This is a genomic window from Vibrio coralliilyticus ATCC BAA-450 (genome assembly GCF_000176135.1).
Taxonomy (GTDB): domain Bacteria; phylum Pseudomonadota; class Gammaproteobacteria; order Enterobacterales; family Vibrionaceae; genus Vibrio; species Vibrio coralliilyticus.
Genome location: NZ_ACZN01000015.1, coordinates 212,111 through 227,826, shown reverse-complemented (window position 1 = coordinate 227,826; position 15,716 = coordinate 212,111). Strand labels below are relative to the sequence as shown.

General features: G+C 45.0%; 14 protein-coding genes. 8 read left to right on the top strand and 6 right to left on the bottom strand.

Annotation, left to right across the window (positions count from 1 at the left end; translation table 11 throughout):
- Positions 1-15 precede the first annotated feature (15 nt).
- Both VIC_RS08495 and VIC_RS08490 read right to left on the bottom strand, forming a co-directional pair.
- The gene (locus tag VIC_RS08495; protein WP_006959084.1) at positions 16-1,185 is read right to left on the bottom strand and encodes a DUF1887 family protein; all 1,170 of its coding nucleotides are present in this window, start codon (positions 1,183-1,185) and stop codon (positions 16-18) included.
- Positions 1,186-1,332: 147 nt separating this feature from the next.
- Complete coding sequence (locus VIC_RS08490; RefSeq protein WP_006959082.1) at positions 1,333-3,324, bottom strand: methyl-accepting chemotaxis protein; 1,992 nt, start codon at positions 3,322-3,324, stop codon at positions 1,333-1,335.
- 227 nt (positions 3,325-3,551) lie between these two features.
- On the opposite strand from VIC_RS08490, the gene hinT reads away from it, so the two are divergent.
- From hinT to tnpA, 8 genes are all read left to right on the top strand, one after another.
- A complete protein-coding gene (hinT, locus tag VIC_RS08485) occupies positions 3,552-3,902 on the top strand; it encodes a purine nucleoside phosphoramidase (RefSeq protein ID WP_006959079.1) in 351 nt (116 codons plus the stop codon).
- A 106-nt stretch (positions 3,903-4,008) separates the two neighbouring features.
- Positions 4,009-5,403, top strand: coding sequence for a COG3014 family protein (locus VIC_RS08480; RefSeq protein ID WP_006959076.1), 1,395 nt, complete (start codon positions 4,009-4,011; stop codon positions 5,401-5,403).
- On the top strand, positions 5,400-5,789 hold the full coding sequence (locus VIC_RS08475; RefSeq protein WP_006959074.1) for a YcfL family protein: 390 nt from the start codon (positions 5,400-5,402) through the stop codon (positions 5,787-5,789). The genes VIC_RS08480 and VIC_RS08475 overlap by 4 nt, the downstream gene beginning before the upstream one ends.
- 73 nt (positions 5,790-5,862) lie before the next feature.
- Positions 5,863-6,453 (top strand): penicillin-binding protein activator LpoB, encoded by a 591-nt coding sequence (gene lpoB, locus VIC_RS08470; protein ID WP_006959073.1) that lies wholly within the window; start codon positions 5,863-5,865, stop codon positions 6,451-6,453.
- Positions 6,454-6,471: 18 nt separating this feature from the next.
- Positions 6,472-7,326 (top strand): phosphotransferase, encoded by an 855-nt coding sequence (locus tag VIC_RS08465; protein WP_006959072.1) that lies wholly within the window; start codon positions 6,472-6,474, stop codon positions 7,324-7,326.
- 99 nt (positions 7,327-7,425) lie between these two features.
- Entirely contained in the window at positions 7,426-7,968 is a 543-nt protein-coding gene (gene ycfP, locus VIC_RS08460; protein WP_021455149.1) for an alpha/beta hydrolase YcfP, read from the top strand.
- A gap of 411 nt (positions 7,969-8,379) precedes the next feature.
- Positions 8,380-9,669: an NAD(P)/FAD-dependent oxidoreductase gene (locus VIC_RS08455; RefSeq protein WP_006959069.1), complete on the top strand. Its 1,290-nt coding sequence runs from the start codon at positions 8,380-8,382 to the stop codon at positions 9,667-9,669.
- Positions 9,670-9,832: 163 nt separating this feature from the next.
- On the top strand, positions 9,833-10,279 hold the full coding sequence (gene tnpA, locus VIC_RS08450) for an IS200/IS605 family transposase (protein WP_039951144.1): 447 nt from the start codon (positions 9,833-9,835) through the stop codon (positions 10,277-10,279).
- A 93-nt stretch (positions 10,280-10,372) separates the two neighbouring features.
- Here tnpA and VIC_RS08445 read toward each other — a convergent pair whose 3' ends face one another.
- From VIC_RS08445 to mfd, 4 genes are all read right to left on the bottom strand, one after another.
- Positions 10,373-10,690 carry a hypothetical protein gene (locus VIC_RS08445; protein ID WP_006959068.1) on the bottom strand — a complete coding sequence of 106 codons (318 nt, stop codon included), beginning with the start codon at positions 10,688-10,690 and terminating at the stop codon, positions 10,373-10,375.
- A 126-nt stretch (positions 10,691-10,816) separates the two neighbouring features.
- On the bottom strand, positions 10,817-11,365 hold the full coding sequence (locus VIC_RS08440) for a GNAT family N-acetyltransferase (protein WP_006959067.1): 549 nt from the start codon (positions 11,363-11,365) through the stop codon (positions 10,817-10,819).
- 59 nt (positions 11,366-11,424) lie between these two features.
- Positions 11,425-12,198 (bottom strand): peptidoglycan binding protein CsiV, encoded by a 774-nt coding sequence (locus tag VIC_RS08435; RefSeq protein WP_006959066.1) that lies wholly within the window; start codon positions 12,196-12,198, stop codon positions 11,425-11,427.
- A gap of 54 nt (positions 12,199-12,252) precedes the next feature.
- Positions 12,253-15,714: a transcription-repair coupling factor gene (gene mfd, locus VIC_RS08430; RefSeq protein ID WP_006959065.1), complete on the bottom strand. Its 3,462-nt coding sequence runs from the start codon at positions 15,712-15,714 to the stop codon at positions 12,253-12,255.
- Between the last annotated feature and the right edge of the window lie 2 nt (positions 15,715-15,716).

Sequence of the window (15,716 nt, the reverse complement as noted above, 5' to 3'; positions counted from 1 at the left end):
TAGATCCGAGTTTATCTAGCAGACATCGCAGTCGTCGTATCCGCCCGCCTCTTTAAACCAGTTAGTTAGGTGCGTTTTCAGGTCTTTTAATTCATCTGGACCAATTAGCGCTAATCCGAGATCTTCAGCTCGTGTAATATCGTTGTAGCGCAATGGTCGGAAGCTGACGAGCATGGCTCGCGCTTGAAGGCCACCCAACAGATCGCGCAAAGACTCGAGCTTGTATAAGGTGTCATCACCGTCATCGCGCATACCTTTAGTTTTACACTCAATGATATGAAGTTTGTTATTGGCGACCGAGGCAACATCAAGCTCATTACGCACTTCACGATCACCAAGCTGACGATAAACCTGCACATTGAGTGAATGATCCTGAATGGTTGGCATATCTTTTTGGATCTGACGCACTGTGCTGTGAACTAACGTCTCTAACCATTCACCATTTGAGAAGCGACGGGCGTCTTCATCTGCGAAGGTGAGAACACCATGCTCATAAGTTGCAATTTCGGCTTCGACCAAGTCACTGAGCAGCATATTGAGCTCGCGGTAACCTTGTTGTTTCTCGGATAGTGCGACATCGAGCTTTTGCTCTTTACGGCACGTAGTAGCGAGATAGTTAAGTGTCGCAAGACCAGGACCAAGTTCAAGTGCATTGCTTGCCCATCGTTCTCCAAGCTCATACAGTTTCTGATCAAGCTGTGGAGGAAGCTGTTGGTCATTAAACTCGCCCCTAGCGCCAAATACTGTTAGGTAGTCGTCAATCGTAATTCGATCTTCTACTTGAGTATCTTCTTTACCGTCTGGGTATAGCCAGCAAAGGCGGTCACTATTTGGTTCTACGACAAAAATCGGCCAATGAAAAGTACGAAACACCTCGTAAACAGACAGCAGACGATGACGCAGTCCACAACTGGCGTTTAACTTAACGTCTTCTCCACGTGCACTAAGGTCGTCAGCCAGAATGCCGACAGCACGTTTGATTCGTGAAGTATTCGCGACATTCGGAATCTCAAAAAACTCTGATGTAATGTCTCTTTTTGCCAGAACGCTATGTAATCGATGATACATATCTTTCTGGCTCTTAACGCCAATAAAAACAATGTGATCACTGACGGTCCGGTTATCCAATAATGGAGTGACTAATCGGATTGGGTCCTGATCAATGATGCCAACATGAACTGCCATAAACCTTCCTCATGCTTGGCTTGCGAAAAATGTGAAGTTAGAAGTGGGCAAGCCTTAATAACCATATAACGACAGCGCAAATAAAAAACAAGGGCGATTAATGAAATTAACCGCCCTTAGTGAATAATTTGCATTGTCTTTACAAAACTAGAGTTTAAAGCGATGCACCAGTTCACCTTGTTGGTTGGCCAGCTGGGTCAGATCCGTACTAGTTTGTGCGATTTGAGCCATGGCTTGGTAGCTGGTGTCGGCAATCTGATTGATTTCATCAATGTTGCGAGCAATTTCCCCTGTGGTTTCACTTTGTTCGGCAGCTGCTTGGGAGATGTGTCCACTCATTTGGCTTATTTCAATAATCAATGCCTGAATTTCCTCCATTGCGCTATTGGCATTGGAAGCTTGAGCAACTGACTGATCCATATCATCCATACAGCTTTGAATCACTTTATTGGCCGATGTAGAGCTGTTCTGTAGGTTACTTATCATGTTTTCAATTTCTGACGTTGATTCCGTCGTTCGTTGAGCCAACACCCTAACTTCATCTGCTACAACGGCAAACCCGCGTCCTTGTTCACCTGCTCGTGCAGCTTCAATTGCAGCATTGAGCGCTAGTAGGTTCGTTTGTTCTGCGATATTGCGGATCACATCCAAAATCGAGCCAATCTGACTGCTCATACTCTGGAGGTCTTTAACGGCGTCAACTGACTGGGTGAGGCGACTCTCAAGTTGGTTAATGGTGGTGATGTTGTCATTCATGATCTGACGACCTGATTCTGAGGCCGATTCAACCTGTTCAACCATCTGCTGCGAGCTTTGTGCACTTTGCGCGACTTCTTGAACCGAATGCGCCATTTCTGTCATAGCGGTTGCAACGTTAGCAGTTTGCTCACGCTGCTGGCTGAGCTGCGATTGCGCTTTGGAGGAAGTTTGCTGGTTAATGTTAGCGGTATCAGTAAGATTATCGGATGCGCTGTTGAGCTTCTTCAAAATGTCGTGAAGATTGTCTGCTAGCGAATTGATATGGCTACTTACACGGCTGAACTCGTTGTTGTGGCGATTTTCTATGCGCTGGGTCATGTCGCCTTGTGTCAGGCTTTCAAGTGTTGAAAGGATACGAGTGAGTGGCGTGCGCACACTATGGGCGATGTGGTAGCCAATACCGAGTGCTAAGGCAATGACAAGAATGCCCAATGTGATTGAATTGATTACCCCTTGGTCATAGACTTCACTCGCCTCTGCTAGGGAAGCGTGTAGGCCTTGTTGCGCGGCTTCACTAAAGGAGGTGAGCACCGCCATCGTGTTATCGACTTCCAGAGTAAGGTTAGCAATATTGGCATACAATGCAGCTTTGGCTTGTAAGTACGAAGCGTGCTGATCGAGTACGCCGCCTTTTTTACCAATATCTGTGGTGAACTGCTGTACTGACTCATCAAACACCTTTTTAATTTCAGGCATTTGTGTGGTTAGGCCGCGGTATGCGTAATTAAGGTGTGTGACGGCTTTTTTGTTTTTAGCGACCGCTTTATTTACCAGCTCTAAATCGCTGCTTGCGAGAGCGTCGGACGTAATCACCTCTGCGTCCTTCAGTTTAATAAAGTAGCTTTTAGCCATTACTTTGACGGAAATACTGCTCTGGTCATCCACATACTCTTTCATTCCAACTCCGAGCTCAGAATGAAGACGCTGGAAGCGGCGTGATGATTTCTGAACATCAGCTTGAGCTGCAAACATGTTGCGATAATTATTCATAGCTGCATCGGCTTCGGTAAAATAACGCAGCTCCATTTCTTTTAGCTGTTCGATGCTTGCCTGGAGTTCCGAGTTGCCGGTACTGGCCTTAGCCAAATCTTTCAGAGCTTGGTCGTAGCGACTTTTAGCGTCTTCGAACTGACCGCGAATTTCGTCCATTCGATCAGAGCTCTGCGTTGTTAAAAAGTCTTTAAAAAGTTTGTCGGCAGAGAGTAAGTAAACACTGGTTTGGTTAGACTGCGATACCAAAGGTAAAGCGGTGTTAGATACACTGCCAAAATTGGAGTGAATTTGTTGCATCCCTCGCATTGTCATAATGGTTGAAATAACAAACATTATGATGATCAATGCAAACCCAGCGTACATACGCTTGATCACTGAGCCCTTCATAGATCTCTCCCTAAATAATACGTAATGTCTTAAAAAATTAACAAAAAGAGAGTCATTGTATTGATAGCGAGACACGCATTTTATGACGCATAATACAAATTTAGCCATCTGCTACTATCAGTACGGTGTATATGTTAAGTGAACACTGTTTTTTATTGTGATTTGAGCGAGCTTAGCGCATACTCCTTTGCAACGTTCAACGAAAACAACACTTAATGGAGTGCTTCATGGCCGAAGAAACCATTTTCAGTAAAATTATTCGCAAAGAAATCCCTGCCGACGTGGTTTATCAAGATGATCTGGTCACGGCATTTCGTGATATTAATCCACGTGCTCCAAGTCACATTTTGATCATTCCTAATAAGTTGATTCCAACAACAAACGACATTGAAGAAGCAGACGAACTGACAATGGGGCGCATGTTTACTGTTGCTCGCAAGTTGGCGAAAGAAGAAGGGATCGATGAGGATGGATACCGATTGATTGTTAACTGCAACTCTCATGGTGGCCAAGAGGTATATCACATCCACATGCATTTGGTCGGTGGACGACCACTTGGCCCAATGTTGATGAGCTAAGGTTACACATTTTTATGAGGACGGCGGTATTCATGCAAACTTTTTATCAATACCGTTGTCCAACCGCGACGATGATGAAATTCTAATAAATAATTCGGAGTACGAAGTGCGTAAACACGTTCGACTCGCATTCGTGATATTCAGCTCTGCTGCTCTTTCTGCATGTGCCAATCTATCGGCTGGAAACTTATTTAGCCACTACAGCGCTCAAAACAACGAAGTCTATCAGGCGGTCAAAACAGGTCAGTATCAAAAGGCGGAAGAAGCCTTACCTGAAGAGGTGGCTGGTGACATTCTTGATAACTTCGAAAAAGGGCGAGTGTATCTGCTTAACCAGCAGTATGATGACAGTAAGTCAGCATTTGAAGCTAGCGATACCGCAGTTCGAGTTCAACAAGACAAAGCTACGATATCTGTGACAGAAACGGCGGCCAGTGTTGGTGCTTTAGCTGTTAACGACAATTTAGATATCTATAAACCTGCCGATTATGAGCTGGGCTTCTTACATCTCTATCTAGGGTTGAACTACCTTAAGAAAAACAGCCTCGAAGGTGCCTTGATTGAAATGCGCAGGGCTAATCAAGTTCAAGAACAAGCGCGTAAAGACCGCGAAAGAGAACTTGAGTCGGCACAAAATGACATGCAGGCGCAGGGGTTAAGTCCTAACCTGGGTAGTGTGCTGTCTAATTATCCTGATGCAGGTAAAACCTTGCAGGCGGTGCAAAATGGTTATCTTCTTTATTTATCAGCGCTTTTGTACGAAGCCGATAATGCACTGAATGATGCCTATGTTGACTATCGACGCGCGTTAGCTGTGATGCCTGATAATGCACAAGTGATTGATGGTGCGAAACGTGTCGCTAAACGCCTTGGTATGAACGAAGACCTGGTTCAGCTAGAGAAACGTTATGGTAAAGCAAGTTTCCTTAATAGCGACAAAGCAAGAGTCATAGTTTTAGAAGAGCAGGGCGTAGTAGATGCTTTGCAAGGTTGGAGGCAAACTCTGCCACTTTATGACAGTCGTGGGAACGGCGCTTTGTATACCATCGCGCTTCCTTATTACCCTAAACAAGTAAGCCAATCATTTTCGCCTATGCAGCTTAATGGTCAAAAGCTTCAAAGCGACTTACTGACGGATGTTAACTTAATGGCACAGCGCGACTTGTCAGAGCGAATGCCAACCATAATCATCCGTCAGGCGCTGCGTGTTTGGGCTAAAGACGAATTACGCAAAGGTGCCGCGAAAGATGATGAATTAGGCAATGCAATATTGAACATCTGGAACACATTGACCGAGCAACCAGATACGCGCAGTTGGTTAACATTACCGGGTGAAATTCGCAGCAGCAGTGCTGTAGTTGAGCCGGGTACTCAAACCATCGTTGTTGGTGAACAGCAACATCAATTTGACGTTGAGGCGGGACGAACCGCTATCGTTTGGATCTCTCGTCAGGGAGGCAATGCTACAATTTGGCATAAACAGTTAGGAAAAATTCGATGAAAAAATGGCTTATTGCAGCAGTGGCTGCGTTAATAATGGTGGGTTGTTCTAGCAACACCGCTGGATTACGTATCGATGGTGAGTCGCAAACCGTTTTGTTTGGAGACAACGTGTTAGCGGGTCGTCTACAAATTGAAGATATCTCTACTACTCAGGTTGATGGTCGTGCTCGAGGTATTGTTCGACTCGCTAGTCAATACAAAGGTGACCAGCATATTCAGTACAGATTTTACTGGTACGACGACAATGGTCTAGAAGTGAACAACAAGCTAGGTCCATGGCGTCAGGCGATCATTCGAGGTATGGAAACGATCGCTATTTCTGAAGTTTCAGTGAATCCGAATGGCACGCAGTTCCGCGTTCAGATTCGCGAAAATGATAACTAAATCGAACTAAAGTCCACTAACTTTAGTCATACACTCATAACACAAGATTCTATAAAGATTTGAGGAACCAAGAATGAAAAAAAGTGTTATCGCATTACTTGGCTTGGCTGTCATCCTGGGCGGTTGTTCGAACAAAGTCAGCTACGGTGATGCACAGGCGGTTGAGACGACAACGATTGATTTTGGCTCAACAGACCTGCAGAAAATTGCGGGCGAAATGGTTGACAGCATGATGATGTCAGGATCAGTGTCAGCCATTACACGTGACTCTCGTCCGATTGTTTTTGTTGAACGTATCAAGAATAAGACAAGTGAGCATATTGATACTGAGTCGATTACCGATACCATCAGTACTAAGATGTTGAACTCTGGTAAGTTCCGTTTTGTTGATATGGACCGCGTTGAATCAGTTCGCGAGCAACTTAACTTCCAAAACAATGATGAGCTTGTAAACCAAAGCACTGCGATTCAGTTTGGTAAAATGGTTGGTGCGCAGTACATGCTATACGGCAACCTATCGAGCATTGCTAAAGCTGGTGGTAGTGACAAAGACGTATACTACAAGATGACAATGCGTCTGATGGATTTGGAAACAGGCCTGATTGAATGGGCAGATGAAACTGAAATCCGCAAACAAGAGTCTAAGAGCTTCTTAGGTCTTTAATCTATAGAGGAGTGATTTATGGCAAGGATGTCGTGGCATGAGGCATGTCAGCTAGACGGTTCATTGAAGTCATTAGATCACTTCTTTTCTATCTCTCCGGATTATGCTCAGACGCTGACCGGAGGCCTGACTAATCGCTGCTGGAAGGTTGTTACCCAAAGCGGCGATTGCTTTGTCTGGCGTCCCAATACTTCGATAACCAAAGCCTTTTCTATTTCACGCTTTCAGGAATATCAAATCCTGACAGCGATAGAAGATTCCCACCTAGCACCTAAAGCTATTCACATCAACGAACAAGGGTTGTTGGTGGAATGGATTGAAGGTGAATCATTAACTGATGGATTGCCTTTTGATTCTCTGCTTAAAACAATGATCAAAATTCATAGTTTAGAGACGGCTCGAATCCCTGTGGCTCCATTTAACTTTACCGCTCGTGTCGATCATTATTGGATGTTGCTGCGAGAGGAGCTGAGGTCTGATGATTACCTGAGCATTTACCAGCAGTGGCGAAGTGCTCCGAGCCTAGCTGACATTGGTAGCACTTTATGTCACTTTGATTTGGCTGGTTATAATATGGTCAAGCAGTCGAAAGGCAATATGGTAATAGATTGGGAGTATGCCTCGATGGCTGACCCAAGGTTGGATCTTACTTTGAGTATTGGGGTGGTGGGGGAAAAGCCGCTTGAGTCGGTTTATCGATATTGCCAACTTAGGGAAATTGAGGGTGTTGATGACTGGGTTGAAGGTGTGATGGCTTGGCAACCTAGAGCAACTATGATGGCCATGTTGTGGTATTTACTTGCCTATCAGCTTTGGGGGGATGAGCAGTACCTTGTCCAAGCGCAAGCTTTGCGTGACACATTTTGTAGTTAAGATCACTGTTTGAATGCCTCATAGATATAATTCTATGTGCTGACTTTAAAACCTTAGTATTCGTGGTAGATTAAACCGATAGGAATTGAGGGTGATAGAATGATTATTTACTTACATGGTTTTGACTCCACCAGTCCGGGAAACCACGAAAAAGTGCTCCAGTTGCAGTTCATTGATGAAGACGTCCGTTTCATTAACTACAGCACTTTGCATCCCAAGCATGATATGCAGCATTTGTTAAAAGAAGTGCATAAAGCGATAGAACAATCTGGTGATCGTAACGCCATTATTTGTGGAGTTGGCTTAGGTGGTTATTGGTCTGAGCGAATCGGCTTCTTATGCGGTATTAAGCAGGTGATTTTTAACCCTAACTTGCACCCGGAAAATAACATGCAAGGACGCATAGATCGTCCTGAAGAGTATGAAGATATCGCCACAAAATGTGTTGAAGAATTTCGTAGTAAAAACAAAGACCAGTGTTTGGTGATCCTATCTAAAGATGATGAGGTTCATGACAACCGCCAAACGGCTCAGGCACTCGAGAAACATTACCAAATTATCTGGGATGAAAATGAGACTCATAAGTTTAAGAAAATCTCTCAACATCTGCAGACCATTAAAGCGTTTAAAGCAGACAGCTAAACGTCATTTCTAACCAAATTTCTTCAAAAGCGACGTCAATTGAGCACGTCGCTTTTTTCTTACTCATTCAAATTTAAATTAAGGAAAAATTAAGTGTGATTGACGTAATCTTTTGTTGCGCGGCACACTTTGCCCTATATAATGAATCCACCATAAAATTTTTGATAAATATCAAAAAAAATTGAGAGCAAACCAATAAGTTTGCCCACTATGAGCTAATGCCTGAGCACATTAGCCTTGAGTCTTCAGACTGTTATTCCAATTATCGCGTTGTATTTGACGAAAAAACCTCTAATGGCCCTTTGATCGTAAGACTGAAACTGATTCTGCAGATTGGCCAACATTACACAATTTCATCGGGGCGAATTCTTCGACTCGAAACATAGTTTTTATCTTTAGAGGAAAGTTGCTGTGACTCGAATTATCGTAGTAGGTGGCGGTGCAGGCGGATTGGAGCTTGTTACCAAACTAGGTCGTACATTAGGTCGAAAAAGACGGGCAAAAGTGACCCTAGTGGATCGCAAAGCCAGTCATTTATGGAAACCACTTTTACACGAAGTGGCAACAGGTTCTTTGGATGAGGGTGTTGATGCGTTAAGCTATCGCGCCCATGCGAAAAACCACCACTTTGATTTCCAGATGGGTAGCCTTGAGGACATCGACAGAGAGCGCAAAGTTATCACGCTGGGCGAGCTAAGAGATGAACATGATGAGCTTTTGATGCCAGGCCGTGAGCTTGAATATGACATCCTTATCATGGCGTTGGGCTCCACTTCTAATGACTTCAATACTCCAGGCGTAAGAGAGCACTGTATTTTCCTTGATAGTACAGAGCAAGCTTATAAATTCAGAACTGAGATGAACAATGAGTTCCTCAAATTACACGCCAAGCATGGTCATGGCACTGTTGATATTGCAATTGTAGGTGCGGGCGCAACAGGCGTTGAATTATCAGCAGAACTTCATAATGCCGTGAAAGAGCTTCGAACCTATGGCTTTGGTGATCTCGATTCCAGCAAGCTAAACGTCAATCTGATCGAAGCTGGTGAGCGTATCCTACCTGCATTGCCAGCCAGAATTTCCAGCGCTGCACACCACGAGTTAACTAAGCTAGGTGTTAATGTGCGCACAACAACCATGGTGACGGAAGCGAGTGCAGATGGCCTCACTACTAAAGATGGGGAAAAGATTCCTGCCCAGATTATGGTTTGGGCTGCAGGGATTAAAGCTCCTGACTTTGTGAAAAATATTGGTGGATTGGAAACTAACCGAATCAATCAACTCATAGTGAAAGACACACTACAAACGACTCTCGATGATGATATTTTCGTAATTGGTGATTTGGCTCAGTGCACTCAAGCTGATGGATCATTTGTACCACCTAGAGCTCAAGCGGCGCACCAAATGGCGAGCTGCGCATTTTCTAATATTGTTGCTAAGCTCAATGGACGCGAACTGAAAGCTTATGTTTATAAAGACAAAGGCTCTTTGGTTTCTTTGAGCCAGTTTTCTACCGTGGGGAGCTTAATGGGTAACTTAACCAAAGGTTCTATGATGGTAGAAGGTCGTATTGCTCGAGTGGTGTACATTTCCTTGTATCGCTTGCATCAGATGGCTTTACATGGCTTGTTCAAAACAGCTCTGATCATTTTGATGGGGCGGATAAACCGAGTACTTCGCCCTAATCTTAAACTGCACTAATCATATCCAAAAGAAAGAGCACCATAGGGTGCTCTTTTTTTCGTTTTCTGGCCCTAAACCACCTTCTTTAGAAGGTGGTGATCGTTCTTTTGGGCTTTGCCCGAAGAACGCTCATGTTCAAGATGTCCTCGTTTGCAACCAACAAATGAAGGAAATAACGAACATGAGCAGATATGAATCCGCTTCACACGTTTATCATCGGTGCCAATATCATATTGTTTGGACACCTAAATATCGACTAAAGATTCTGAAAGGAAATTTAGGCAAAGAGCTGTATCGAAGTATCTACGTTTACAGCAATATGAAGAAATGCAAGGTTGTCGAGCTTAACGTCCAAATTGATCATGTCCATTTAGTCGTGAGGCTTCCGCCGAGCATGAGTATCTCAAATTACATGGGGTTTGTTAAAGGTCGTACAGCGATTAGGTTGTTTAACAAATTTCCGTATTTGAGAAAGAAAAAGCTCTGGGGTAATAAGTTCTGGCAACGAGGTTACTTTGTTGATTCGGTAGGGATGAACGAGGAAATTATACGTAGATATGTCAGGCACCAAGATCGTGTGGGGAAAGAAGAAGAGGAGCGACAAATGCTTCTAGGGTTAGATAAATAGCAGTGAGCCCCCTTATAGGGGGCCAACCAAAGCCACCTGCTATGCAGGTGGATTTTTACTTTACTCATTCTAAGGCAGTGAATTAACGAATATTTAAAAATGGAACTCCGCTACATGTGCGATCGGGCTCTCCTCTTTATTTTTTGTATTGAGAGACAGATTCCCGACAATCTGGTACTCATTACCTAGGCGTTTGACCTTTAGTGATAGTCCGCCAATAAAGTGGAGTTGGTAACTGGTAACGATACTTTGCATACAGCCGTTTACGTCAAACAAATCGGTGACTTCATCAAAACAAGCCAATTTGTGGTTCTCCGAACCATCATTGAAGTAGTAGCTTTTTGATACTTTGGTATCGTCTAAGAGTAGTTTGAGCAGTGAGCCTACTGAGTCTGAGTTGAAGATGATCATATTGTTTTTCTTAGTTTTCTTTTAATTGGACGATCATACTATCTGACATCTTTGAAGAGCGGAGAGTTAAATAACTTTACTAAACGTTAAAATCTCTAAAGTTATTGTTATTCACTTTTTTTGAGATTATTTGTTGTTAGTTGGGATGATGGAATACACGAGCCCTTGCTTGGGCTGTCCATTGAATAGATAGCGGTTTGCGGCGCTTACTTCAAATACTGCACCACATGATTCGGCTAGTTTTTGGCTTGGAATATTGTCGGGATCGCAAACGACCTCAATACGCGTGATTTTAAGTTGCGCGAAGCAAAACTCGACTAATGCATTTAAGGCTTCTTTCGCATAGCCTTGTTTATGATACGAGTCGTTGAGCCAATAGCCTAAACTGGCCATATTAAAGGTGTGGTAAAGCTCATTGATTGCGACCATGCCAATCAGCGCACTATCACTGCGACGATAAAGACCAAAACCGTAGGCTTCTGATTTCACCCAGTTCAGTCGAGTGGCAAGAACAAAGCGTTCTGCCTCTTTAATCGTGAACTTATCATGGCACCAATCTATCCAGCGGTGAAGGCTGGGAGATTGAACGACACACTGAGCCAGCTTTTCAGCATCTTCTTGAGGAATCAGTTTCAAAACTAATCTGGGTGTGATGATGTGGTAATCCGGCCCCATAATGCTCCTTTATAGAAAAACAGCCCTTGAAAGGGCTGTGAAACGCTATTTAATTCAGGTTATTGTGCGACACGGCGGACCTGAATAATCATCCCTAGCAAAGGGTGATCTAAGAAGTGGGTTTCGGTGCTTCGCATACGGCGTTTTTGGTCCATGCGGTAGCTCTTTAGAAACTCTTCGGTATGCACTGTTGGCGTCACATCTTCCATCAAGCCGACTTGAACCGTGTCTTCGGCAACCATGTCGTCTGTGGGTGTGAACTCAAGAGGTTTTGCTTCGAATGTCACATCACGCACGCTTGGTGCTTTCAAGTCCAGTTTAACGTCCGCATAAAGGTAGTGCTCGACGTAAACTTGCAACTTGCCGTCCAACTCATAAAGTGGCTTTGCAATACTTTCTTCGGTGACTCCGTCAATGACCTCTGTACCAATATCTGAACCTTTCTGCGAACCGTCAGCATTGAATTGGCCAGAAAAATCTCGACCGGCCTGAATATGGAAGGTTGGCGCGACATAGCGGTTGCCGTCGCCTTGTCTCCATGCAGTATGCAAGAGCACCTTAAAGCCGGCGTGATTTTTTAGCTTCTGAGCTTGAGGGTTCAACTCATAGGATGAAGCGGGTAGCATTTCAACGCCTTTTTGCTGGCGGTAGCTAGCGTCATTGAAATTGCCGACTCGTTTCATTGAAATTTCAGGTACAGAGTTTGGCCAGGACTCAGCGGTTTGTTCTGGGTTTACCGCACGCTTAAAAATGATCACTTCTATATCAAATTGGCGCTGGGCCCATGAAGGCATCGCGACAACAAGAAGTAGTAGCGGGATCAGCTTTTTCATTACAACTCCATCATAAGGTGAGCGCACCTTGGAAAATAGTTAAGCCTGATCTAATCAGGCTTGTGGTAAAAGGTTCTGCTGGAACTCGCCCAACATATCACCAACAAATTGAATTCTCTTACGTCTGTCGACCAATGGTACCGTAAACTTGAACTTAGTTGGGCCTTCCATCGCGAATTTTTGTGGCTGAGATTGCAATAGTTTAACCAAATACATTGGATTAATGTCAGCGTCCGGATAGAACTCGATGAATCCACCTTTGTCGTGGGCTTCGATTTTCTTCACTTTTAGAGAACCAGCTTCAAGTTTCATTTCTGATACAGAAAGGAGATTCTTGGTTGCATCTGGCAATAGTCCAAAGCGGTCAATCAGTTCAATCTTAAGGTCGTCCAGTTCGGCTTTGTCTGATACGCTCGCAATCTGCTTATACATAGATAAGCGCGTGTTGATATCTGGAATATAGTCATCTGGCAGAAGGGCAGGTAGACGCATTTCTACCTCAGTCTGTTCTCTGAGTAACTCGTCTAAAGAAGGTTCTTTCCCTTCTTTCAGCGCTTCAACAGCCTGCTCCAGCATCTCCATATACAGCGTAAAACCGACAGATTGAATTTGCCCGCTTTGTTCATCCCCCAACAGCTCACCTGCACCACGGATTTCGAGATCGTGAGTGGCGAGTGTAAAACCTGCACCTAAATCTTCCAGTGATGCAATCGCATCTAGACGCTTAATGGCATCCTTAGTCATGGCTTTAGGGTGAGGTGTGAGTAAGTAGGCGTATGCCTGGTGGTGTGAACGACCAACGCGACCACGTAACTGGTGCAGCTGTGCCAGACCGAGGTTATCGGCTCTATCCATAATGATGGTGTTGGCAGTCGGGACGTCGATGCCAGTTTCAATGATGGTCGTACACACCAACAGATTAAATCGCTGATGGTAGAAGTCATTCATGATGCGCTCAAGCTCACGTTCGCGCATCTGACCGTGAGCCACGGTAATGCGCGCTTCAGGAATGAGCTTCTCTAAATCAGCAGCGACTTTTTCGATGGTTTCAACTTGGTTATGCAAGAAGTATATCTGCCCACCACGCATGATTTCACGCAGCACGGCTTCTCTTACAACGGCATCATCGCGTTGACGAACAAAAGTTTTAATCGCCAGTCGCCTTGCTGGTGGTGTTGCGATGATCGATAAATCGCGCATCCCACTCATAGCCATATTCAGCGTTCTTGGAATAGGCGTTGCTGTTAACGTCAGAATATCAACGTCTGCGCGCATCGCTTTCATTTTCTCTTTTTGTCGTACACCAAAGCGGTGTTCTTCGTCGACAATCAACAAGCCAAGGTCTTTGAATTTGATGTCGTTAGAAAGCAGCTTATGTGTACCAACCACCAAATCGACTTTGCCGTCTTCAATATCTTGCAGTACTTGCTTTTGCTCCTTCGCTGTTTTGAAACGTGACAGTACTTCGACTCGAATCGGCAAGTTAGCAAAGCGGTCTCTGAAGTTTTCAAAGTGTTGCTGGGCAAGCAGTGTGGTAGGAACTAAGACAGCCACTTGCTTACCGTTGTCCGTAGCAAGAAAGGCAGCACGCATCGCCACTTCGGTTTTACCAAAGCCTACATCACCGCATACTAGACGATCCATCGCTTTGGCTTGGCACATATCAGACATAACCGCGTTGATCGCCATGGACTGATCATCGGTTTCTTCGAAAGGGAACCCGGCTTTGAAAGTGGCGTACTGGTCACGGTCAAGGGCAAACTTATAACCCGGCTTAAGCTCTCGTTTCGCGTAAACATCAAGTAGCTCTGCTGCCACATCACGCACTTTTTCAGCGGCTCTGCGACGCGCTTTCGCCCAAGCTTCGCCACCCAGTTTATGCAGTGGAGCGGACTCTTCTGCGCCACCGGAGTAACGACTGATCAAGTTTAATGCCGCAACCGGTACGTAGAGCTTGGCGTCATTTTGGTATTCCAGTGTGACGTATTCGGTTGTCATTCCACCTGCTTCCAGCGTTTGCAGCCCGATGTAGCGGCCGATACCGTGGTCGATGTGAACGACAGGCTGACCGGGCTTAAGCTCGGCAAGGTTGCGTATGACGGCATCACTGTTTGTAGTTTTGCGATCTTTACGGCGACGCTGGATAACTCGGTCACCGAGTAAGTCACTTTCACATATCAAAGCAACCTGATTCTCTCCAAACAGGAATCCATGTTCAGAGGCGCCTAGTACTAAAGTGAATTTATCGTTGCTTTCTGTCGCGGCAGAGAAACTTTCGTGTTCGACCGGGCGAAGCTTTATGCGTTGCAACAGTTCAAGGAGTGCCTCGCGGCGGCCTTCAGATTCGACGGAGAAAACGATTTTACCAGTGAAGTTTTCACTAAACTGGCGTAGCGCCGACATCGGTTCCTTGTTTTGGTGCTGAACAGCCAATTCTGGTAATGGTTGAATAGTTGGGTTAGTACGCCCTTGTTTTTCCACAACCGCATCGGCAGAAAGTTGTATTTGAGGCAGCGTTTTAAAGCGACTAAAGAGCTCATCTTTCTTCAGCCACAACTCTTCTGGCGGCAACAGAGGTCTCAGTGGATCCACTTTGCGTTGGTCGTATCGGTAGTCGACATCACTGAGGAAGTGGTCGATGGCTGCTTCTAAATCACCGACCGTGATTAATTGGCTGTCATCGGCAATGTAGTCAAACAAGGTTTCGGTGTGCCCAAAAAACAGCGGTTGCCAGTACTCAATACCCGCAGGCCAAGTTCCTTTAGACACCTGCATGTAAACGGACTCGGGCTCACGTCTGGCTTCGAATCTCTGACGCCAGCGGATCCTGAAGTCTTCAATCGCACTCTCTGAAGTCGGGAATTCATGAGCTGGCAGCAGCCTGATCTCCTTTACATCGTTAATTGAACGTTGGTTTTCTGGGTCAAAAGTACGAATCGTATCAATTTCATCATCGAAGAAATCGATGCGGAATGGGTCACTGGCCCCCATAGGAAAGAGGTCTAAGATGGAACCGCGGCTGGCATATTCTCCAGGTCCAAAGACTTGATCTACGTGTCGGTATCCAGATTTCTCTAGCTGAATACGCAGTTTTTCCAGCGAGTAGAGGTCGCCAACTTTGACCATCAAGGTATGCTGCATTAGGAAGTCTCTAGGAGACTGTCTTTGGAGCAATGTGTTGATGGGAACGATGGTAATCCCACTGTTTTGTGTCGGGAGCTGGTACAAACGTGCGATACGATCCGAAATGATCTCCTGGTGAGGAGAAAAGTTATCGTACGGCAAGGTTTCCCAGTCAGGGAAAAGGGAAACTTCCTGCTGAGTAAACTGCTCGATTTCTTGCAACAGTTTTAAGGCTGTCTGTGGGTCAGCAACAGCGAGCAGAGTATGGCTAGAATGTTGATTAGCAAGTTCAGCAATCGCAAGGGCTAAACTTGCCCCTTGTAAATTGCCAACCTGTTTTTTGTCTCCGGCTCCGGATGGGTTAGCCAGATTAAAAAGCGATGTATTAGACATAA